This window comes from Terrabacter koreensis (assembly GCF_054783315.1).
This window is the reverse complement of sequence record NZ_BAAGQU010000004.1, coordinates 1013591-1034824: the sequence shown is the minus strand read 5'-3', so window position 1 is coordinate 1034824 and position 21234 is coordinate 1013591. Positions and strand designations below refer to the sequence as shown.

General features: G+C 72.3%; 17 protein-coding genes. 3 read left to right on the top strand and 14 right to left on the bottom strand.

The genetic code is table 11. From position 1 onward, the window contains the following. Positions 1-10: 10 nt before the first annotated feature. On the bottom strand, positions 11-1036 hold the full coding sequence (locus ACYVNR_RS07560) for a TAXI family TRAP transporter solute-binding subunit (protein WP_461047601.1): 1026 nt from the start codon (positions 1034-1036) through the stop codon (positions 11-13). Then, positions 1033-3195 (bottom strand): TRAP transporter permease, encoded by a 2163-nt coding sequence (locus ACYVNR_RS07555; protein ID WP_461047599.1) that lies wholly within the window; start codon positions 3193-3195, stop codon positions 1033-1035. The genes ACYVNR_RS07560 and ACYVNR_RS07555 overlap by 4 nt, the downstream gene beginning before the upstream one ends. Before the next feature lie 92 nt (positions 3196-3287). Between ACYVNR_RS07555 and ACYVNR_RS07550 the strand changes: the two genes are divergently transcribed. The 3 genes from ACYVNR_RS07550 to ACYVNR_RS07540 are packed head-to-tail and all read left to right on the top strand — an operon-like array spanning position 3288 to position 6330. Further along, entirely contained in the window at positions 3288-3947 is a 660-nt protein-coding gene (locus tag ACYVNR_RS07550; protein ID WP_461047597.1) for a response regulator transcription factor, read from the top strand. 2 nt (positions 3948-3949) lie between these two features. Next, positions 3950-5362 (top strand): HAMP domain-containing sensor histidine kinase, encoded by a 1413-nt coding sequence (locus tag ACYVNR_RS07545; protein ID WP_461047595.1) that lies wholly within the window; start codon positions 3950-3952, stop codon positions 5360-5362. Beyond that, positions 5359-6330 carry a TAXI family TRAP transporter solute-binding subunit gene (locus ACYVNR_RS07540; RefSeq protein ID WP_461047593.1) on the top strand — a complete coding sequence of 324 codons (972 nt, stop codon included), beginning with the start codon at positions 5359-5361 and terminating at the stop codon, positions 6328-6330. The genes ACYVNR_RS07545 and ACYVNR_RS07540 overlap by 4 nt, the downstream gene beginning before the upstream one ends. A gap of 13 nt (positions 6331-6343) precedes the next feature. On the opposite strand, the gene prmC is transcribed toward ACYVNR_RS07540, so the two are convergent. The 12 genes from prmC to lysA form a co-directional block, all read right to left on the bottom strand. Next, the gene (gene prmC / locus ACYVNR_RS07535; RefSeq protein WP_461047591.1) at positions 6344-7210 is read right to left on the bottom strand and encodes a peptide chain release factor N(5)-glutamine methyltransferase; all 867 of its coding nucleotides are present in this window, start codon (positions 7208-7210) and stop codon (positions 6344-6346) included. Then, positions 7207-8298, bottom strand: a complete 1092-nt coding sequence (gene prfA / locus ACYVNR_RS07530) for a peptide chain release factor 1 (protein ID WP_461047589.1) — start codon at positions 8296-8298, stop codon at positions 7207-7209. The genes prmC and prfA overlap by 4 nt, the downstream gene beginning before the upstream one ends. A gap of 111 nt (positions 8299-8409) precedes the next feature. Next, the gene (gene rpmE, locus ACYVNR_RS07525) at positions 8410-8625 is read right to left on the bottom strand and encodes a 50S ribosomal protein L31 (RefSeq protein ID WP_045188565.1); all 216 of its coding nucleotides are present in this window, start codon (positions 8623-8625) and stop codon (positions 8410-8412) included. Between the two features lie 151 nt (positions 8626-8776). Then, a complete protein-coding gene (locus tag ACYVNR_RS07520; RefSeq protein WP_461047587.1) occupies positions 8777-10870 on the bottom strand; it encodes a HAMP domain-containing sensor histidine kinase in 2094 nt (697 codons plus the stop codon). Next, positions 10867-12315, bottom strand: a complete 1449-nt coding sequence (locus tag ACYVNR_RS07515; protein WP_461047585.1) for a glycosyltransferase family 2 protein — start codon at positions 12313-12315, stop codon at positions 10867-10869. The genes ACYVNR_RS07520 and ACYVNR_RS07515 overlap by 4 nt, the downstream gene beginning before the upstream one ends. Beyond that, a complete protein-coding gene (locus ACYVNR_RS07510; RefSeq protein ID WP_461047583.1) occupies positions 12312-13370 on the bottom strand; it encodes a HEAT repeat domain-containing protein in 1059 nt (352 codons plus the stop codon). Before ACYVNR_RS07510 ends, ACYVNR_RS07515 begins: the two co-directional genes overlap by 4 nt. A 49-nt stretch (positions 13371-13419) precedes the next feature. Beyond that, entirely contained in the window at positions 13420-13821 is a 402-nt protein-coding gene (locus ACYVNR_RS07505; RefSeq protein WP_045188385.1) for a response regulator transcription factor, read from the bottom strand. Between the two features lie 147 nt (positions 13822-13968). Then, positions 13969-16032 (bottom strand): transcription termination factor Rho, encoded by a 2064-nt coding sequence (gene rho / locus ACYVNR_RS07500; protein ID WP_461048291.1) that lies wholly within the window; start codon positions 16030-16032, stop codon positions 13969-13971. Between the two features lie 280 nt (positions 16033-16312). Beyond that, on the bottom strand, positions 16313-17314 hold the full coding sequence (locus ACYVNR_RS07495) for a homoserine kinase (RefSeq protein WP_461047581.1): 1002 nt from the start codon (positions 17312-17314) through the stop codon (positions 16313-16315). A gap of 4 nt (positions 17315-17318) precedes the next feature. After that, positions 17319-18413: a threonine synthase gene (gene thrC / locus ACYVNR_RS07490; RefSeq protein WP_461047579.1), complete on the bottom strand. Its 1095-nt coding sequence runs from the start codon at positions 18411-18413 to the stop codon at positions 17319-17321. Then, positions 18413-19729, bottom strand: a complete 1317-nt coding sequence (locus ACYVNR_RS07485) for a homoserine dehydrogenase (protein WP_461047577.1) — start codon at positions 19727-19729, stop codon at positions 18413-18415. Before ACYVNR_RS07485 ends, thrC begins: the two co-directional genes overlap by 1 nt. Positions 19730-19813: 84 nt before the next feature. Beyond that, entirely contained in the window at positions 19814-21232 is a 1419-nt protein-coding gene (gene lysA / locus ACYVNR_RS07480; RefSeq protein ID WP_045188376.1) for a diaminopimelate decarboxylase, read from the bottom strand. Positions 21233-21234 lie beyond the last annotated feature (2 nt).

Genomic DNA, 21234 nt, shown 5'->3' with positions numbered 1-21234 from the left:
CGGGCGGGGCTCACAGGGCGTCGAAGGCCTGCTTGCTGCCGGGGGCGAGCGGGATCGGGTCGGTCTGCGGGCCGGTCTCGGCCGTCAGCTCCTTGGCGGCGGGGTGCACCTTGGCCAGCTCGGCGCTGCTCCCCCAGATCAGCTTCGTCAGGGCGCACGCGTTCGCGGCGGCGAAGTCGTCACGCACGAGCAGCACGTTGGGCACGACGATGGTCTTGACGTCGCCGGGCAGGCCGTAGGTGGCGGCCGGGACAGTGCCTTCGGCGTACACCGGGTTGACCTCCTTCATCTTGGGAAGGTTGGCGGTGATGTCGAGCAGCTCGACGGTGTCCTTCTGCGAGGTGAACAGGTCGGTGAGGGCGGGCGTCGGCAGGCCGCCGGACCAGACGAAGCCGTCGATCGAGCCGTCCTTCATCGCGTCGACGGTCTTGCCGAGCTCGAGGCGCTGCGCCGCGACGTCCGAGTTGATGTCGAGGCCGGCCGTCTTGAGCAACCGTGTCGCGATGACCTCGGTGCCCGACTTCGGTGAGCCCGTCGAGATCCGCTTGCCCTTCATGTCCGCGACGGTCTTGATGCCGGAGGCCTTGCGAACGACGACCTGCGTGTAGTTCGAGTGGATGCGGCCGAGGGCCTGCACCTTCTGGGGCTGCTTGAAGGCACCCTTGCCGGCGACCGCGTCGGCTGCCGTGTCGGCGAGCGAGAAGGCGATGTCGTACTGCCCCGCGGCGAGCTGCTGGATGTTCTGCACCGACGCACCGGTCTCGGCGGCCGTCGCCTTGAGCTTCGTCTTCGCCGACATGAGGCTCGCGATGCCGCCACCGAGCACGTAGTAGACGCCGGTGCTGTTGCCCGTGGCGATCGTGACCTGGCCCGCCGACGCCTCGCAGCCGCCGGCACCGGTGGCGCCGCCCGCGGCGCTGCCCTGTGGTTGCTTGCCGCCGCACGCACCGAGGGCGAGCGCCGCGACGGCAGCTGCGGCGACGAGCGGGACGGCTCGGCGACGGGTCCGGGCGGGCGTGGTGCGGGTGTGGGTCATGACAGCTCCTTCGCTGGCTGGGGTGCGGAGTTCGGCGAGAGTGGGGTCGGGGGTCCGTCGCGCCGGGAGCGCGACAGGTTGAGCAGCACCGCGGCCGCGAGGCAGGCGGCGCCGATGAGGATGGTGACGGGCTGCAGGAAGAGGAGCAGGCCGGCTGCCGGCACGCAGAGCAGGCGCTCGACCCCGTTCGCGGGGCGCAGCAGCCAGCCTCCGGTGACGGCGGCCAGGGCGGCGACCGCGAGCATCGAGACGGCGGTCGTCCAGACGATGTCGACCACCGGGCCCTGCAGCAGCAGGTGCGAGCCGTTGTCGGTCATGACGAACGCGAGCGGCGCGAGGAACGCGGGCAGCGTGTACTTCGCCGCCTGCCACATGGTCTTGATGGTGTCGCCGCCCGTGATGGCCGCCGACGCGACGGCGGCCAGGGCCGTCGGCGGCGAGACCTCCGACAGCACGGCGTAGTAGAAGATGAACATCGCCGTCTCCGGCCCGCTCACGCCGAGCGTCTGCAGGGCCGGACCGATGACGACCCAGCTGATGATGAAGCTCGCCGTGACCGGGACGGCCAGCCCGAGCAGGATGATCGCCAGCGCCGAGAGCACCGCCGTGATGACGATGACGAGGGCGGGGTTGTCGGTCACCGCGTTGGCGGCAGCGACAAGCAGGTTGGCGAGGTTCTGGCCGAGCCCGGTCTTGACGATGACCGACGTGATGATGCCGGCCGCCGCGCACACGGCGGCGACGGGGAGTACCGAGCGCACCCCGGCCGCGAGCGCCCGGTAGAGCTGCACGGCATACGTGAGCACGGCCCGACCGCGCGACTGCACCCTCGAGTCCGGGTCGAGCGGGTCCCGGCGGGAGACGAACCGCTCGACGAGGCCGACGGCCGCGGCCAGCGCGGTCGAGTAGATGACGGCCTTGAACGGGGGCACCCCGAGCGCGAGGAAGACGACGATGACGCCGAGCGAGAGCAGGTGGTAGCCGTAGCGGAGCAGCAGCCGCCACGGGTTGCGCCGCGGCACCTCCACGGCGTCCACCCCGAAGCGGCGGGCGTCGATCTCGACGGCGAGCACGATGCCGAGGTAGTAGAGCAGCGTCGGCACGCTGGCCCAGAGCAGCACCTGCAGGTAGCTCGTCTGCAGGTACTCGGCGATGATGAACGCCGCGGCACCCAGCGTCGGCGGCGACAGGATCGCGCCGATGCCGGCCGCCGCCAGCATGCCGCCCGCGTTCTCGCGGGGGTAGCCGGCCTTCCTGAGGATCGGCCACGAGACCGCGCCGAGGCTGACGGCGGTGGCCGTGCCCGACCCGGACACCGTGCCGAGCAGGAAGCCGCTCAGCGTGACCGTGCGGCCCGGAGCGGTGCGCGAGCGGCCGAAGACCGAGAAGCTGAAGTCGATGAAGAACCGCCCGGCGCCCGTCGCGTCGAGCACGGCCCCGTAGATCGTGAACAGCACGATGTAGGAGGCGCAGACGTCGAGCGGCACCCCGTAGAACCCGGACTGGTCGTTGTAGAAGCCGTTGACGATCTGGTCGAAGTCGACCCCGGCGTGCGAGATCGGCCAGCCGACCGGCAGGAACCCGCCGTAGTACGCGTACGCGAAGAAGGCGACGCAGACGATCGGCAGCACGAGCCCCGTCGTGCGGCGGCACCCCTCGAGGACGAGCAGCGTCAACAACGTGCCCATGGCGACGTCGGTCGCGGTCAGCTGGCCCTGACGGTCGAGGAACGCGTTGAAGCCTCCCGCGCTGTCGCCGAGGGTGACGGGGAGCACCGGGTAGAGGCAGACGGCCAGGGTGACGAGGGCCAGCAGCCAGTCGTGGACGCGAGGATCGTCGCTGGGGCCGCGGTCGCCCGGTGCACGCTTGCGGCTGCGGTAGGTGACGAACACCAGCGGCAGGACGAGGCCGAGGAAGAGCATGAGGAAGAACTGGTTGCCCTGCCGCAGCGGCACGAACACCTGCAGCAGCACGAACACCGAGATGGCGAAGCAGTAGAGCGTCACGAGCGAGTCGAGCCGCTCCCCCAGCCGTCGCTGCGGACGCTCCTCGTCGTACTCGGCGATGAGGTCGTCGACGTCGACCGCCGAGGCCTCCGGATCCTGCTTGCTCGCCCGGACGCGATCGGGGCCTGCTGTCACCGCTTCGTTGAGGGACATGCCCGGGAGGCTGCCACCGATGGTGGCCCTCGAGAGGTCCGCGGACCGATTCTTAACACCCTCTTGAGGATTCAGCGGGCTAGCATCGCCGGATGCGTGTCCTCATCGTCGAGGACGACGACTCCGTCGCCTCCGCCCTCGCCGACGCCCTGCGGGCGACCGGCCACGACGTCGACCGCGTCGACTCGGGAGTCGACGCCCTGCTGCGCCACCACGACCGCGAGGTCGTGCTGCTGGACCTGGGTCTGCGCGACGGAGACGGCTTCGAGGTGCTGCGCAAGCTGCGCCAGGTCAGCCGCGCCCCGGTGCTCGTCGTGACGGCCCGATCCGACGAGCGGTCGACGGTGCGAGCCCTGCACCTCGGCGCCGACGACTACCTCGTCAAGCCGATTCGTCTGCGAGAGCTGCTCGCTCGCATCGACGCGGTGACCCGGCGACAGCCCACGGCCAGCCCTCCCGATGATGTCGTGGCCACGCATGGGCTCCTGATCGACCTCGCGGCACGGACCGTGATCGGCGCGGACGACACGCCGATCTCCCTGACGGCCAAGGAGTTCGCTCTCCTCGCTGTTCTGGCGAGGCGTGTCGGCACCGCCGTGAGCCGCCAGCAGATCCTCGACGAGGTCTGGGGCGACGCGTTCGCGGCCGCCTCGCGGTCGTTCGACGTGCACCTGACCCAGGTCCGCGCCAAGCTCCCGGTGCCGGAGCTGATCACGACGATCCGCGGCTTCGGCTACCGCCTCGAGGCCTGACCGTGCGGACCCGGGTGCTGGCCCCGATCCTGGCGTGCGTGCTGCTCGTCGTCGTCGCCATCGCCGTGCCCGCGCTGCAGGCGATCTCGCGCGAGCGCACGCAGGAGCTCGTGCTCAAGAGGTCCACGTCCCTCGCCCGCTTCGCCAGCCTGGCACGCTCGAGCATCGACACCGGTGACACCACCGCCCTCCGGCAGCACGGAGAGACCTACCTCGAGCTCTACGGCGAGCCGGTGCTCGTCATCGACCCCTCCGGCACCGCGATCTTCCAGACGCCTGAGCTCACGCTCGACGATCCGGGAGTGGCGGGGGCGGCCACCGCGGCGCGCCGCAACCAGCCGATCGACACCCTGCCGGTCGTCTTCCCCTGGAGCCGGGCCGACCACCTCATGGCCCAGCCCGTCGTCGGCACCGGCGACCTGACCGGCGGGGCGGTGGTCACCCGTGTCGACGCCACCGCGGCCATCGGCGACGTGCGGGCGCGGTGGGCGCTGGCGCTCGCCGCAGCCGTCGCCGGTCTCGTCGTGCTGACGGTCCTCGGACTGTGGCTGGGCCGCTGGGTGCTGCGCCCGGTGCGCGAGCTCGACCTCGCCTCGCAGGCCCTCGCCGAGGGGCGCCTGCCCGACAGCCTCGGTCGCACCGGCCCGCCCGAGCTGCGGCGGCTCGCGGAGTCCTTCGACCGGATGGCCGCCTCGGTCACCGGCACCATCCGGGAGCGCGGCCGCCTCGTCGAGGACTTCTCGCACCGGCTGCGCAACCCGCTCGCGGCCCTGCGGCTGCGCGTCGACGCCCTCGCGCACGACGAGGTCGACACCACCCGCGGCGCGTCGCTCGCGCAGGTCGACGGTGACCTCGACCGTCTCGAGCGGATGGTCGACACCATGCTCGACCTGGCGGAGGCGGAGCACCGCACCGGCGCCGGCTCGGTGCGTGGGCTGCTCGACCCCGACGAGCGTCCCCTCGAGCTGACCTGCGACCTCTTCGCCGACGAGGTCGTCGCGCGGTGGGTGGCTCAGGCCACCGAGCGAGGGGTCACGCTGCGTCGCAGCGGCCTGGACCACCTCGGACTGCGGTGCTCGGCCATGGACGCCCACGACCTCGTCGACGAGCTCGTCGAGAACGCCCTGCGGTACGCCGGCCGCGACGCCGAGGTGGTGCTGCACCTTCGGATCGAGGACGGCACGGCGGTCGTCGAGGTCAGCGACACGGGCGCGGGCCTGCCCGCGGACGAGCTCGCCCTCGCGCTCGACCGCTTCTGGCGCTCCCCCACCCACCGCGACACGGACGGCACGGGCCTCGGACTCGCCATCGTCGCGCAGCTCGCCCGGGCCAACGGCGGTGCCGTCGAGCTCGCCGCGAACGAGCCCACCGGCCTGCGGGTTCGGCTCGCGCTGCCGGTGGCGGAGTCGACGTGAGCACGCGCCCGACGTCACCGCGGTCTCGCCCCTCCCGTCGCACCGTCGTGCAGGCGGTTCTCGGCGGCGTCGGCGCGGCCGTGCTCCCGGTCGCCGGCTGCACCTCCTCCTCGCAGCCGGGACGCCTCGACATCGCGTGCGGTGAGCCGGGAGGCACCTACATCCAGTTCGGACGGCTGCTCGGCGGAGCCGCCGTCGCCGAGGGTCTCGCCGAGTCGTCGACCGCCCTCGTCACCGCGGGCAGCGTCGACAACCTCGACCGGCTGCGGAGCGGATCCGCGGCCCTGGCCATGTGCCTCGCCGACTCCGCGCGTGAGAGCTCGTGGGCGCCGGCGGCCATCGGGCGGGTCTACCAGAACTACCTGCAGGTCGTCGTCCCGGCGGACAGCCCCGTGACCTCGGTCGAGCAGCTGCGTGACCGGCCGGTCTCGATCGGGGCACCGGCGTCGGGCACGGCGGCGACGACCCGGCGCGTCTTCGGCGCGCTCGGGCTGCTCGACGCGAGCTCGCGTCCGGTGCGCGTCACCGAGCTCGTCCTGGCGGAGGCGGTCGCGCGTCTGCGCAGTGGCGCGCTCAGCGCGCTCGTCTTCAGCAGCGGCATCCCGATCCCCGCCCTGACCGCCGTCGCCGCCGACCTTCCCGTGCGGCTGCTCGACCTCTCCGACGCCTTCGGGAGGCTGACGGCGGCGCAGCGGGAGGTGTTCGTGCGCACGACCGTGCCCGCGGCCACGTACGCCATGGCCGAGGACGTGACGACGGTCGGCGTCGCGAACCTCCTCCTGGCGCGGCCCGACCTGCCCGACGACACGGCCGCTCGCCTCGTCGACCTCGTGCTCGCCCGGGCCCGCGACCTCGTGCCACCGCCGTCGACCGGCATCCAGTACCTCACCCAGCAGACGCTCGTCGACACCTTCCCGATCGCGCTGCACCCCGGCGCCGCACGGCGCTACCGGGAGCTGCACGGCTGATCGACGGCCCCGCTCAGCCGGCCCGACGCGCCGTCGTGACCCGCGGGCGCCCCGACAGGTCGGCGTGGTCGGCCTCGTCGACCCACAGACCGGTCGAGGCGATCCGGCGCGGCAGGCTCTCGCCCTGGGAGTCGGCGTGCTCGATGAGCACGAGGCCGCCGGGACGCAGCAGCCCGGCCGCGACGCGCACGACCGCGAGCGGGATCGCCAGCCCGTCCTCACTGCCGCCGTAGAGCGCCATCTCGGGGTCGTGGTCGCGCACCTCCGGGTCGAGCGGGACCGCCCCGACCGGGATGTACGGCGGGTTGACCGTGACCACGTCGACCGTGCCGGCCCACTCGGGGAAGCACGGGGCCGTGGCGTCGCCGTTGGCGAGGCCGACGTCGAGACCGAGGCGGTCGCGGTTCGCCACGGCCCAGGCGTACGCGTCGGGTGACAGCTCGAGGCCGCGCACCTCGGCCCCGGGGCACTCGTCCTTGAGGGCGAGCGCGATCGCGCCGGAGCCCGAGCAGAGGTCGACGACGCGCGCGCCGTCACCGCCGTCCGCGAGCCGCGAGAGCTCGGCCAGCGCGAGGTCGACGAGCACCTCGGTCTCGGGTCGGGGCACGAAGACGCCGGGGCCGACCGCCAGGGTGAGCCGCCTGAAGTGTGCCCGGCCCGTGAGGTGCTGCAGCGGGACCCGGCCGGCGCGCTCGTCGACGAGGCCGGCATACGTCGGCGGCAACGACCGGCCACCGAGCACCATGAGGCGACGCACCTCGGACCCGTCGGTGCCCAGCACGTGGGCCGCGAGCTCGACCGCGTCGACGTCGGCCGAGGCGACGCCTGCGGCGCGCAGCTGCCCTGCGGCGGCGCGTATGCCGTCGCGCAGGTCGGTCACGCCGACGACCCCGTGCCCTCGGCGAGGGCTGCGAGCTTGGCCGCCTCGTCGGCGTCGAGGGCGGACTGCACCACCGGGTCGAGGTCGCCGTCGAGCACGGCGTCGAGGTTGTAGGACTTGTAGCCGGTGCGGTGGTCGGAGATGCGGTTCTCGGGGAAGTTGTAGGTGCGGATGCGCTCGGAGCGGTCGACGGTGCGCACCTGCGAGCGGCGGGCCGCGGACGCCTCGGCGTCGGCTTCGTCCTGGGCGATCTGGTGCAGGCGGGCCCGGAGCACGCGCATCGCGGCCTCCTTGTTCTGCAGCTGCGACTTCTCGTTCTGGCACGAGACGACGAGGCCGGTGGGCACGTGCGTGATGCGCACGGCCGAGTCGGTCGTGTTGACGCTCTGCCCACCCGGGCCGCTCGACCGGTAGACGTCGATGCGCAGGTCGTTGGGGTCGATCGTCACCTCGACCTCCTCGGCCTCGGGCATGACGAGCACGCCGGCCGCGGAGGTGTGGATGCGGCCCTGGCTCTCGGTGACGGGCACGCGCTGTACGCGGTGGACGCCGCCCTCGTACTTGAGGCGCGCCCAGGGGGCCTCGCCGAGACCGGGCGTGCCCTTGGCCCTGACCGAGACGCGCACGTCCTTGTAGCCGCCGAGGTCGCTCTCGGTGGCGTCCTCGATGGCCGTCTTCCAGCCCCGCTGCTCGGCGTAGCGCAGGTACATCCGCAGCAGGTCGCCGGCGAAGAGGGCCGACTCGTCACCGCCCTCCCCCGCCTTGACCTCGAGGATGACGTCGCGGTCGTCGTCGGGGTCGCGGGGCACGAGCATCCGCCGCAGGTGCTCTTCGGCGTCGGCGAGGCGGGCCTCGAGCGCCGGCACCTCAGCCGCGAACGACGCGTCCTCGGCGCCGAGCTCACGCGCTGCCGCGAGGTCGTCGCCGGCCGCGGTCCACTCACGAGCCGCAGCGACGGTTGGGGCCAGGGCGGCATACCTCTTGTTGAAGGTGCGCACGAGGTCCTGGTCGCTGTGGACGGCCGGGTCGGCGAGCCGGGACTCGAGCTCGGCGTACTCGTCGAGGATCGACTGCACGGAGTCCAGCACTGTGGGGTCCTTCGGTCGGAGCCGGCGTCAGGGGACGTCAGGTCGGGGAGGAGGGGAAAACGAACGCCGGCCCCCGACGACCGAAGTCGTGGGAGCCGGCGTGCGGGAGACCTACTTGGCGGCCTTCTTGCCGTAACGGGCCTCGAACCGGGCCACGCGGCCACCGGTGTCGAGGATCTTCTGCTTCCCCGTGTAGAACGGGTGGCACTGCGAGCACACGTCGGCAGAGATCTTGCCGGACTTCTCGGTGCTGCGGGTGGTGAACGTGTTGCCACAGGTGCAGGTGACCGTGGTCTCCACGTAGTCGGGGTGAAGGTCCTTCTTCAACGTCGTCTCCTCGAGGTAGTCGGCCGGGTCGGTGTCGTCGCTCGCCACCGTGGTGGGTCGCTCGGCCGTGAACCGGTCCAAAGGAAGAGTGTGCCAGAAAGGCGCACCTCCTCCCAAACGCGCCTGGGGAGGCGGGCATTCCCGTCGGGTGCTAGGCCATGACCCCTGCCGGCTGGGCCACCGGGAGCACGACCTGCATCGTCGAGCCCTCGCCCTCGACGGACGCGATGACGAGCTCGCCACCGTGGCCCTCGACGATGGCCCGCACGATCGCGAGGCCGAGGCCGGTGCCGGGGATGGCGGCCGCGGTCGCGTTGCCCGCGCGGAAGAACCGCTCGGACAGGCGGGCGAGGTCGGCCGCCGGGATGCCGATGCCGGTGTCGTGCACCGAGATGATGGTCGAGCCGCCGGAGCGCTCGGCGGTGAGCACCACCTCACCGCCCTCGGGAGTGAACTTCACCGCGTTGGAGCCGAGGTTGATGAGGGCGCGCTCGACCTGGCCCCGGTCGACCTTGACGACGAGGTCGTCGGGCACCACGGGGCAGATCAGCCGCACGCCGGAGGCCGCCGCGACCGGCTCCATCGTCTCGGTGACGGTGCGCAGCAGATCGCGCACGGCGACCTCCTCGGCGATCGCCTGCAGCCCGCTGATCTCGATCTTGTTGAGCACGAGGAGGTCCTCGATGAGACCCCGCAGGCGGGTCGCGTTGCGACCGATGATGTCGAGGGCGACGTGCTGGCCGTCGGAGACCTCGCCGAAGTCGCCGTCGACGAGCAGCTCGAGGTAGCCGCTGATCGAGGTGAGGGGCGTGCGCAGCTCGTGGCTCACGGTCGCCATGAAGTCGGTCTTCTGGCGGTCGAGCTCGGTGAGCCGCTGCACCTGCTCGTCCTGCATCTGCGAGAGGCGCAGCGACACGATGGACTGGGCGGCGATGGCGGCGCACTGCTGCGCGGCCTGGATCTCGTGCCGGTGCCAGCGCCTCGGGGCGTTCACCATGAGCACGGCCATGATGCCGAGGCCGCGCCCGCCCGTGCCGACGGGCAGCATGAGGAGCGAGAGCGCACCTGTGGCCCGGTGGAAGGCGCGGACCCGCTCGTCGGCGTACGCCCCGTGGGCGAGCAGGTCACCGAGGTCGAAGAAGCCGGCGTCGCGTCGCAGCTCGTCGTTGACGGCCCCCACCTGCTGCGCGAGCGAGCGCGGCAGCGGCGGGAGGTCGGGCAGGTCGTCCGTGTGCCACTGGAGGCGGTCCTCGATGGACTGCCCGTCGTCGGCGAGCGTGTAGAGCAGCACGCGGTCGGCCCCCAGCCCCGCGCCGAGCTTCGAGGTGACGCGCTGGAGCGCCTCGCGCACGTCGGCCGCCCCGCGGGCGCCCCGGCCGACGTCGAGGACGAGCTCCTGCATCTCGAGCACGGCCGCCTGCTGGTCGACGAGGCGCGCGTTGGCGCGCGTGAGGTCGTTGAAGTCGCGCGCCAGCATGCGCACCTCGAGCGCCCCCTCCTCCTGGTTGGCCATGGCGATGACGTCCTCCTCGGCCTGGCGGCGCACGACCTCGCGCAGCCTGGCCAGGGGGCGGCCGACTGCGCGGTCCATGCCGAAGCCGGCCGCGACCAGCACGATGAGCACGAGGGCCGCCGCGGCGATGATGACGCCCGACGTGATGCCCGTGGCCTCGCGGGAGTCGACGCGGGCGGCGTTGCGGTGGGCGCGGATGGTGTCGCCGAGGCTGGCGCTGGCCTGGCCGAACCGGGCGTATGCCGTCTCGGCGCGGGTGCGAGCAGCGGGGTCGACCGCCGGCGAGCCCGACGCGCTGCTCGGCGCCCCGGCGAGAGAGGCCTTCGCGGCTGCGAACCACTCGTCGACGGTCGCCCGCTCGGCCCCGAGGAGCGTGGCGTAGCGGGCCCGGTCGGCGGCTGCGAGCTCGGTGCTCTGGGTGCCCCGCTCGACGCGGTCGAGCTCGTCGTCGATGCGCGCCTGCAGCGACAGCGGGTCGACGGGGGCGGGTGCCTCGACGACGGCCTGGCGCCAGGCCCCCTCGGCGCGCGTCATGTCGAGGACCACGGAGCTGTTGGCCTCGGACGCGGGTCCGAGTGCCAGGGTGAGCGCGCGCACGGCGGCGCTCTGCGAGTGGATCGTGGCGACCGAGACGACGGCGCTCAGCGGGACGAGGATGACCAGGATCCCGATGAGCACCCGGATCTGGCTGCCCACCGAACGCCTCGAGACGGCCGGTAGGCCGCCGCTCACGCGGCTTCCTCGTCGAAGCCGGTGCGGGTCATGACGCCCCAGACGTGCTTCTTGCCGCGCAGGCTCGACCACCAGCCCTCGAGACGCCACCACACCGTGAGCTGCCGGTAGCCGATGTTCTCGAGCACCGAGGCGGCGACCGTCTGCCAGATCGCGCGCCAGCGGTCGTGCTTGTGGAAGGCCCACTCGTCGACGACCATCGCCGCCAGGGTGACGAGCACGGCATACCCGTAGGCGAGGACGAGGAAGAGGATCGCGAACGGCACGTTGACGACACCCAGCAGCAGCGCCAGGGGCACGATGAGGATGCCGAAGAGCTCGAGGAGCGGGGCGATGAGCTCGAAGAGCCAGTAGTACGGCAGGGCCACGGATCCGATGCGGCCGTACTTCGGCCGGAACAGCATGCTGCGGTAGGCCCAGAGGGTCTCCCAGAGGCCGCGGTGCCAGCGACGGCGCTGGTTGCGCAGCACCTTGGCCGTGACCGGGACCTCGGTCCAGGAGACCGGCTCGGGCACGAACTCCACCTTGTAGTCGCGGCCCTCGTCGCGCATGCGCTTGTGGATGCGCATGACGAGCTCGAAGTCCTCGCCGATGCTGCCCGGGTCGAGGCCGCCGACCTCGACGACGACGTCGCGGCGGAAGAGCCCGAAGGCGCCGCTGATGAGGATGAGGCCGCCGAGGCGTGACCAGCCGGTGCGGCCCAGGAGGAAGGCCCGGAGGTACTCGACGAGCTGGATCCGCGGGATCCAGGTCTGGGGCATCTCGACGCGCACGATGCGGCCCGAGACGACGCGGCTGCCGTTGACGGGACGGATGGCGCCACCGGTCGCGACCATGCGGGTCGGGTCGTCGGCGAACGGCCGCGTCACGTGGAGCAGGCCGTCGGGCTCGAGGATCGAGTCGCCGTCGATCATCGCGACGAGCGGCTCGCTCGCGGCGTTGATGGCGACGTTGATGGCCTCGGACCGACCGGAGTTCTCCTTGCGGACCACGACGAGGCGCGTGCGTCCGTCGCGAGGCACCCAGATGCCGAGCACCCTGGCCCGGATGGGCACCTCGGCGGGCAGCTCACGAGGCACCTGGACGAGGTCGAACGCCTCCTCGAGGCGCGCGAACGTCTGGTCGCTGCTGCCGTCGTCGACGACGACGACCTCGTGGCGCGGGTAGCGCAGGGTGAGGAACGACTTGACCGCCGTGACGATGCCGGCCTCCTCGTTGTAGGCCGGCACGAGCAGCGAGACGCCCGGGGCCATCCCGGCGCCCTGCCACGTGAGGGCCGTGGCACGCCGCCGCTGCTGGGCTCGGAACTCGAGGTAGGCGAGCCCGATCAGCAGCAGCAACGAGGAGTTGATGAGCACGAAGTAGATGATGATGGGGACGCTCGAGACGTCCATGACCCACACGACGAAGGACCGCAGCCCCTCGGTGAAACCGTCCCAGCTCATGCGTTCGCCTTCTGCAGACTGGCCATGAGCCGGGCGGTGCGCACCGCGGGGTCGTCCTCGTGGCCGGCGAGTGCTGCACCGCCGCCGGGTCCGAGCACGAGCAGGGCGCTCGCGGCGAGCTCGGCGAGACGCGGGTCGGGGTCGTCGAGCAGGGCGGCGAGGGTGGGGACGGCGGTGTCGTCGCCCAGCTCGCCGAGCGCGTGGACACACGCACGGCGGAGCGAGAGGGGTTCGGTGGGCACCGTGTGACGGGACAGCACGGCGGCGTCCTCGTCGCGCCCCAGCCGGCCGATCGCCGTCGCGGCGGTCTCGCGGACGGTGAGGTCGGTGTCGTGGTCGAGCAGGTGCCGCAGCTCGGGCAGCCCGCGGGTGAAGCTCCGCTCGCCGCTGAGGTGGGCCGCGACCATGCGGGTGCGGGCGTTGTCGTCACGCATGCCCTCGCGCAGGACCTCGGAGATGCTGACGCCCATCGACTGGAGCGCCTCGGCCGCCGTGGCCGCGGGCAGACCACGGTCGGGGGCGCCGATCGCCGCCAGCACGGCGCCGGCCGCGCTCGGGTCGCCGATGAGGCCCAGCGCGTAGGCGGCGCTGTTGCGCACCTCGACCGACTCGTCGCTCAGGGCCTCGACCAGCAGCGGGACGGTGTGGTCGGCGCGCGCGAGGCCCAGCAGCTGCGCGGCCCGGGCTCGTCGGACCGACGACCGGTGGGTCAGGTCGGAGACGGCCGCGTCGACGGCGCCGTGCACCTCGAGCACCCGGATGAGCTGGTCGCCGGGGCCGCCGCGGATCTTGGTCAGGAGCTCGACGATGTTGCTGTCGAGCACCGTGCGCGTGACACCTGTGGCCCACGTGAGCTGCTCGGCCGCGGACCCGTCGTCGTCCTCACCAGACGCCACGGTGATGAGCGGCACGCGCAGAGGGGACAGGAGCATCTGGTCGCGCTGGTTGCGGCTGCGACGCCTGGAGCGCACCGTGACCACGGCCAGGACGAGCAGCAGGCAGCCGCCGAGGACGGCGATCGTCGCGCCGAGGAGCAGGGCACCGCCGACGATCACGACATGGCGCCGTTCGACGCGGTCGCCCGCCCACTGGGCATCGGGCGGTTCACCGCGCCCGGGCGAGCATGCCGTTGACGCGGTGCAGGAGCTCGCGCGGGCTGAACGGCTTGATGACGTAGTCGTCGGCGCCGACGGCGAAGCCGGTGTCGACGTCGGAGTCGCGCGATTTGGCACTCAGGAGCAGGACCGGCACGGACGCGTGCTCGCTCTCGCGGATCTTGCGCAGCACGTCGATGCCCGACAGACCCGGCATCATCACGTCGAGCACCGCCAGCTGGGGCGGGTTGGCGGCGAACGCCTCCCAGGCGCTGATGCCGTCCGGGACGGCCTCGACGGCATACCCGGCCTGGGTCAGCTTGAACTCGACGAGGTCGCGGATGTCTGCGTCGTCGTCGGCAACCAGGACGCGGACGGAACTGGCATCGGGATCGCCGGCAGGCGCAGACATGGCACTCCATGGAGACGTTCGGGTATGGATCACCATTTTAGGAACAAATCACCCGAATGGGCCACGAAACGCCGAAGGGGAGCGGTGCTGTCAGGCGCCACTCCCCTCCCGGCGCGACGTCGCGCGGACGTCGCTGCAGGACGCGCGTCAGGACACGTCGTCGAGCTTCGACCCGCTCGTCTGCTGGACCTGCGTCAGGAACTCGTAGTTCGTCCGCGTCTTCTTCAGGCGGTCGATGAGCAGCTCGATCGCCTGCTGCGCGTCGAGGCCACCGAGCACCCGGCGCAGCTTCCACATGATCTTCAGCTCCTCGCTCGCGAGCAGGATCTCCTCGCGGCGCGTGCCGGAGCTGTTGATGTCGACAGCGGGGAAGATGCGGCGGTTGGCCAGGTCGCGGCTGAGGCGCAGCTCCATGTTGCCCGTGCCCTTGAACTCCTCGAAGATCACCTCGTCCATCTTCGAGCCGGTCTCGACGAGCGCGGTCGCGAGGATGGTGAGCGAGCCACCGTTCTCGATGTTGCGCGCCGCGCCGAAGAACTTCTTCGGAGGGTAGAGCGCAGCGGAGTCGACACCACCAGAGAGGATGCGACCGCTCGCCGGCGCCGCCAGGTTGTAGGCGCGACCGAGCTTGGTGATCGAGTCGAGCAGCACGACGACGTCGTGGCCCAGCTCGACGAGACGCTTGGCCCGCTCGATGGCGAGCTCGGCGACCGTCGTGTGGTCCTCCGCCGGGCGGTCGAAGGTCGAGGAGATGACCTCGCCCTTGACGGCCCGCTGCATGTCGGTGACCTCCTCGGGGCGCTCGTCGACGAGGACGACCATGAGGTGGCACTCGGGGTTGTTCGTCGTGATCGCGTTGGCGAGGGTCTGCATGATCATCGTCTTGCCGGCCTTGGCCGGGGCGACGATGAGCCCGCGCTGGCCCTTGCCGATGGGGGCGACGAGGTCGATGATGCGCGTCGTCAGCACGTTCGGCTCGGTCTCGAGGCGCAGGCGCTGCTGCGGGTAGAGCGGCGTCAGCTTGCCGAACTCGACGCGCTTGGCGGCCTCCTCCGGCGTGGTGCCGTTGACCGTGTCGAGGCGCACGAGGGCGTTGAACTTCTGGCGTCCCACGTTGCCCGACGGCTGCTCGCCGTCGCGCAGCGCCTTGACGGCTCCGGTGACGGCGTCGCCCTTGCGCAGGCCGTTCTTCTTGACCATGCCGAGCGGCACGTAGACGTCGTTGGGGCCGGCGAGGTAGCCCGACGTGCGCACGAAGGCGTAGTTGTCGAGCACGTCGAGGATGCCGCCGACGGGCACGAGGACGTCGTCGTCGCCGACCTGCAGCTCGGCGTCGTTCCAGTCCTGGCCACCCTCGCGGCCACGGCCCCGCTTGCGGTCGCGGCTGCGCTGGCGGTTGCGGCTGCGACGGCTGCCACCGGCGTCGTCGTCGAAGTGCGACTGCTGACCGCGGGTGTCGCCCTGGCGGTAGTCCTGCTGCCGGTTGTCGCCCTGCCGGTTGTCGCCCTGCCGGTTGTCGCCCTGCCGGTTGTCGCCCTGTCGCATCTCGTGCTGGCGGTCGCCCTGGTCCTGCTGGCGGTCCTGCTGGCGGTCCTGCTGGCGTGCCTGCTGACGGTCCTGCTGCTGGCCGCGCTCGTTCTGGCGCTCGGCGCGGCTGCCCTGCTGCCGATCCTGCTGGCGATCGGACTGCCGGCTGGAACGGTCTTCGCGGCGCTCGGACTGACGGTCGGACTGGCGCTCGGACTGGCGGTCGGACTGCTGGCCGCGGCCGCGCTGTCGGTTGCCCCGGTCGTCGTGCTCGCCTTCGCCGCTCGTGCCGGCGCTACCGGCGGCCCCGTCGTGGGACGTGCGGGTGTCGGTGCCGGTGTCGGTGCCGGCGGACGAGTCGGCGGGAGCGGCCGCCTGGTCAGCGTCGGTGCGGCGTGCGGCCGGTTCCGCCCGGTGCGCCGTCTCGGCCGTCTCGGTCGTCTCGCTCGTCTTCTCGGCCTGGCCGGACGAGCCGGCCGGGCGGCTCACGCGACGAGACGTGCGGGCCGGCGCAGCGCCGTCGGACGTCTCGGTCTTCGCAGCTGCGGGGGCGGTGGCCGCCGGGGCCGACGAGCCGCCTGCCTGCCGGGCCTTGATGGCCTCGACGAGGTCGCTCTTGCGCATCTTCGTCGTGCCGGTGATGCCCATCGAGGACGCGACGCCCTTGAGCTCGTCCAGCTTCATGGCCGACAGACCGGACACCGGACGGGTGGTTGTTTCTGACACGAAGGATCCTTCCCCCTCGTTTGCGGCCCGGGAGACAGTGCGGGCCGGAGCTGGACCAGGTGACCTGGTCGTCTGAGATCCACTTCGGCGCAGAACGCGCCCAGAGGCAGGTGACTTCGCCTCAGCGTGGGGGTGATGCACCGTCCTGCGAGTGTCGCGGCTGTGGTGCGCGCCAAGAATACCATCCGACCGTTCCGCCGACCGGGCGGTTGCCCGGTGTGTCTTCGCTCGGGCGCTCTCAGCAGGCGCTGACGGTGGCGCCGTGGCTGGGCACGCCCGGGGTCAGCCGCTCCCAGTGCGGCGCGAGCCGGCCCGCCTGCACGCTCGCGGCAGCGTCGCGCGTCGTGAGCACGAGGACGCTGGGGCCTGCGCCCGAGACGACGGCCGCGTGCCCCTGCGAGCGCAGCTGGTCGACGAGCTCCATGGTGTCGGGATAGGACGGGCGGCGCGCCTCCTGGTGCAACCAGTCGCGCGTGGCCGCGTGCAGGTGGGACGGGTCCGCCGTCAGCGCGTGCACGAGCAGCGCCGCTCTGCCCGCTCCCGCGGCAGCTGCAGCGAGCGGCACCGTGGCGGGCAGCACGGCGCGGGCCGTGCGGGTGGCCAGCTGGGTCTCGGGGACGAACACGACGACCTCGACGTCGGGGTGCGGCTCGATGCGCGCCGTGACGGTGCGCTCGCCGTGGTCGTGGCCGCTGTCGTCAGGCATCCAGCTCACGGTGAGGCCGCCGAGGGCGCTCGCCGAGGCGTTGTCGGGGTGCCCCTCGAGCTCGCTCGAGAGGTGCGTCGCCAGCCCGAGGTCGATGGGCACCTCGTCACCGGCAGCCGGCCAGCCGGCATACGGCTCGGCGTCACCCGGCTCAGTGACATCGGGGGTGACCCCGAGCGAGAGTGCCTGCGCGGCAACGACCCCCGCGACGATCGCCGTGGCGGACGACCCGAGTCCCCGGCTGTGCGGCACGCCGTTCACGGCGACGATGCGCAGCCCGGACGGCGGCTCGACTCCCAACGCGTGCCAGGTGTGCTGCATGGTGGCGTGCACCAGGTGGCGCTCGTCGGTGGGCACGTCGGCGGCGCCCTCGCCCGTCACCTCGATGACGAGGCCGGGCTCGTCGGACGTCGTCACGACGTAGTCGTCCCAGAGGCCGAGCGCCAGACCGACGGAGTCGAAGCCCGGGCCGAGGTTGGCGCTGCTCGCCGGCACCCGGACGTGCACGGACCGCCCCGCGGGCACCCGGCTCACGCGCTCAGCCCTCGAGGCCGAGCGCCTGCGCGGCGCTGAAGGCGTCGACGCTGACCCGGGTGGGCACGACGTCGCTGCCGTCGGCGGTGCGCAGCGCCCACTGGGGGTCCTTGAGGCCGTGCCCCGTGACCGTGCACACGATGCGCGCGCCGGACGGCACGAGGCCGGCCGCGTGGCAGGCGAGCAGACCGGCCACCGAGGCGGCCGAGCCGGGCTCGACGAAGACGCCCTCCTCGGACGAGAGGTAGCGGTGGGCCTCGAGGATCTGCTCGTCGGTGACGGCGTCGATGCGGCCTTCGGACTCGTCGCGGGCCGCGACCGCCTGCTCCCACGACGCCGGGTTGCCGATGCGGATGGCCGTGGCGATGGTCTCGGGGTGGTCGACCGGGTGACCCAGCACGATGGGGGCGGCGCCGGCGGCCTGGAAGCCCCACATCGCAGGGAGGTGGGTCGCCGGGCCCGCAGGCGCGTCGGTCACCGGCGACGCGAGGTACTCGCGGTAGCCGCGCCAGTACGCCGTGATGTTGCCGGCGTTGCCGACCGGCAGGCAGTGGATGTCGGGGGCGTCGCCCAGGGCGTCGACGACCTCGAAGCTCGCGGTCTTCTGGCCCTCGATGCGGGCCGGGTTGACCGAGTTGACCAGCTCGACCGGATAGGCCTCGGCGAGCTTGCGCGCGAGCGTCAGGCAGTCGTCGAAGTTGCCGTCGACCTGCAGCAGCGTGGCTCCGTGGGCGATGGCCTGGCTCAGCTTGCCCATCGCGATCTTGCCGTCGGGCACGAGGACCCCGCAGGCCATGCCGGCCTTCGTCGCGTATGCCGCCGCCGACGCCGACGTGTTGCCCGTGCTCGCGCAGATGACGGCCTTCGCGCCCTTTCGGGCAGCGACGCTGATGGCCGTCGTCATGCCGCGGTCCTTGAACGAGCCCGTCGGGTTGAGGCCTTCGTACTTGAGGTGCACCTCGGCGCCGACGCGCTCGGAGAGCTTCTCGGCGTGGATGAGGGGCGTGCCGCCCTCGTGGAGCGTGACGACCGGCCCACCCTCGAGCATCGGGAGCCGGTCGGCGTACTCGCGGATGACTCCGCGCCACTGGTGGGCCATCACGAACCTTCCACGCGCATCACGGAGTTGACGCCACGGACGACGTCGAGCGTGCGCAGGCGCTCGACCGTGGACGAGAGGGCCGCGTCGGTCGCGGTGTGGGTGACGATGATGAGGTTGGCCCGGGCGGACTCGCCCTCGGACGCCGCCACGAGCTGCTGGCGGACGGTCTCGATGGACACGTCGTGGTCGGCGAAGGCTGCGGCGACCTGCGCGAGCACACCGGAGCGGTCCTCGACGTCGAGGCTGATGTGGTACCTCGTCTCGGCGTCGCCCATGGTGAGGACGGGCAGGTCGGCGTAGCTCGACTCCCCCGGCCCCAGACCCCCGCCGACGCGGTGGCGGGCGACGGCGACGAGGTCGCCGAGCACCGCGGAGGCGGTGGGGTCGCCACCGGCGCCCTTGCCGTAGAACATCAGCTCACCGGCGGCGTCGGCCTCGACGAAGACGGCGTTGAAGGCCTCGCGGACCCCCGCGAGCGGGTGCGAGCGCGGGATCATCGCCGGGTGCACGCGTACGCTGACGCCTCGCTCGCCGCGCTCGCAGATGGCGAGCAGCTTGACGACGGCGTCCATCTCGCGGGCCGCGGCGACGTCGGCCGCCGACACCTCGGTGATCCCCTCGCGGTAGACGTCGGTGCCCGAGACCCGGGTGTGGAAGGCGAGCGAGGCCAGGATCGCGGCCTTGGCGGCAGCGTCGAAGCCCTCGACGTCGGCGGTGGGGTCGGCCTCGGCGTAGCCCAGCGCCTGGGCCTGCTCCACGGCGTCGGAGAAGCCGGCGCCTGTGGTGTCCATCTTGTCGAGGACGTAGTTCGTCGTGCCGTTGACGATGCCGAGGACCTTGCGCACCTCGTCGCCCGCCAGCGACTCGCGCAGCGGACGCAGCAGCGGGATCGCGCCGGCGACCGCGGCCTCGTAGTAGAGGTCGACGCCCTTCTCGGCGGCGGCGGTGTAGAGCGCCGGGCCGTCCTCGGCGAGCAGCGCCTTGTTGGCGGTGACGACGGAGGCCCCGTGGTCCATGGCGCGCAGGATGAGCGAGCGGGCGGGCTCGATGCCGCCGATCACCTCGACGACGACGTCGGCCCGCGTCACGAGGTCGTCGGCGTCGGTCGTGAAGAGCGACGGGTCGACCCCGAGGTCCGAGCGGTCGCGCCCGGCCCGCCGCACGGCGATGCCGACGATCTCGAGCGGCGCACCGACGCGGGCGGCCATGTCGTCGGCGTGCTCTGTGAGCAGTCGGGCCACGGCTCCACCGACGACGCCGGCTCCGAGCAGGGCGACGCGCAACGGCCGAGGGTCACTCACAGGACTGTCCACGGTGCGAATCCTGCCGCCTGTCCGGGATCTGGACGGCCATTGTTTCGCGATCCGGACATGCCCGGTGCAGGATCTGCGGTGTCATCAGACGTCGAGCGCGAGCAGGTCGTCGATGGTCTCGCGCCTCACGATGACGCGCGCCACGCCGTCGCGCACCGCGACGACCGGGGGGCGCGGCGTGTGGTTGTACTGGCTCGACAGCGACCGGCAGTAGGCCCCCGTGCCGGGCACGGCCACGAGGTCACCGGCGCTCACGTCGGCCGGCAGGAACTCGTCCTTGACGACGATGTCGCCGCTCTCGCAGTGCTTGCCGACGACCCTCGCGAGAACCGGGTCTGCCGTCGAGGCACGGTTCGCGAGGGTGCACGAGTAGTTGGCGTCGTAGAGGGCGGTGCGCACGTTGTCGCTCATGCCGCCGTCGACCGAGACGTAGACGCGCTGGGCCCCGCCGTCGAGGTCGACCGGCTTGACGGTGCCCACCTCGTAGAGGGTGAAGGTGCTGGGCCCGGCGATGGCGCGGCCCGGCTCGACCGAGATGCGCGGCACGGCGACGCCGTCGGCCCGGCACTCGCGCTCGATGATCTCGGCCATGCCCGCGGCGAGGTTCTTCGGCGGCAGCGGGTCGTGCTCGGTCGTGTAGGCGATGCCGAAGCCGCCGCCGAGGTCGAGCTCGGGCAGCTCGGTGCCGAGCTCGCGGGCGATCTGCGTGTGCAGGCCGACGATGCGACGGGCCGAGACCTCGAAGCCGGACGTGTCGAAGATCTGCGACCCGATGTGGCTGTGCAGTCCGAGCAGCCGCAGCGACTCGGGACGGGCCAGGATGCGCCGAGCCGCCTCGAAGGCGTGCCCGCCCGAGAGCGACAGCCCGAACTTCTGGTCCTCGTGGGCCGTCGCGATGAACTCGTGGGTGTGGGCCTCGACGCCCACGGTGACGCGGATGAGGACCGGGGCGACGACGCCCAGCTCGGTGGCGACCGCGGCCACGCGGTCGATCTCGTCGAACGAGTCGATGACGATGCGGCCAACGCCGTAATCGAGGGCGGTGCGGATCTCTGCGAGGCTCTTGTTGTTGCCGTGCAGGCCGATGCGCTCGCCAGGCACGCCGGCGCGCATCGCGACGGCGAGCTCACCCCCGGTGCAGACGTCGAGGCTCAGCCCCTCGTCGAGGATCCACCGCGCCACCTCGGTGCAGAGGAACGCCTTGCCGGCGTAGAACACGTCGGCGCCGCCGGAGAGGCTGTCGAACACCTCGGCATACGTCTGCTTGAAATCCCTTGCGCGGGAACGGAAGTCGTCTTCGTCGATGACGTATGCCGGCGTGCCGAACTCGCGCGCGAGGTCGGCGACGCTCACTCCCCCGACCGTCAGGGCGCCGTCGGAGCCACGTCCGACGGAGGTCGCCCAGAGCGAGGGCACGAGGGCGTTGACGTCGACGGGGGTCTGGAGCCACGCGGGGCCGCGATAGCCCTCGGCGTGCAGCGCTCCGGCTTCGTGTGCGCGCATTC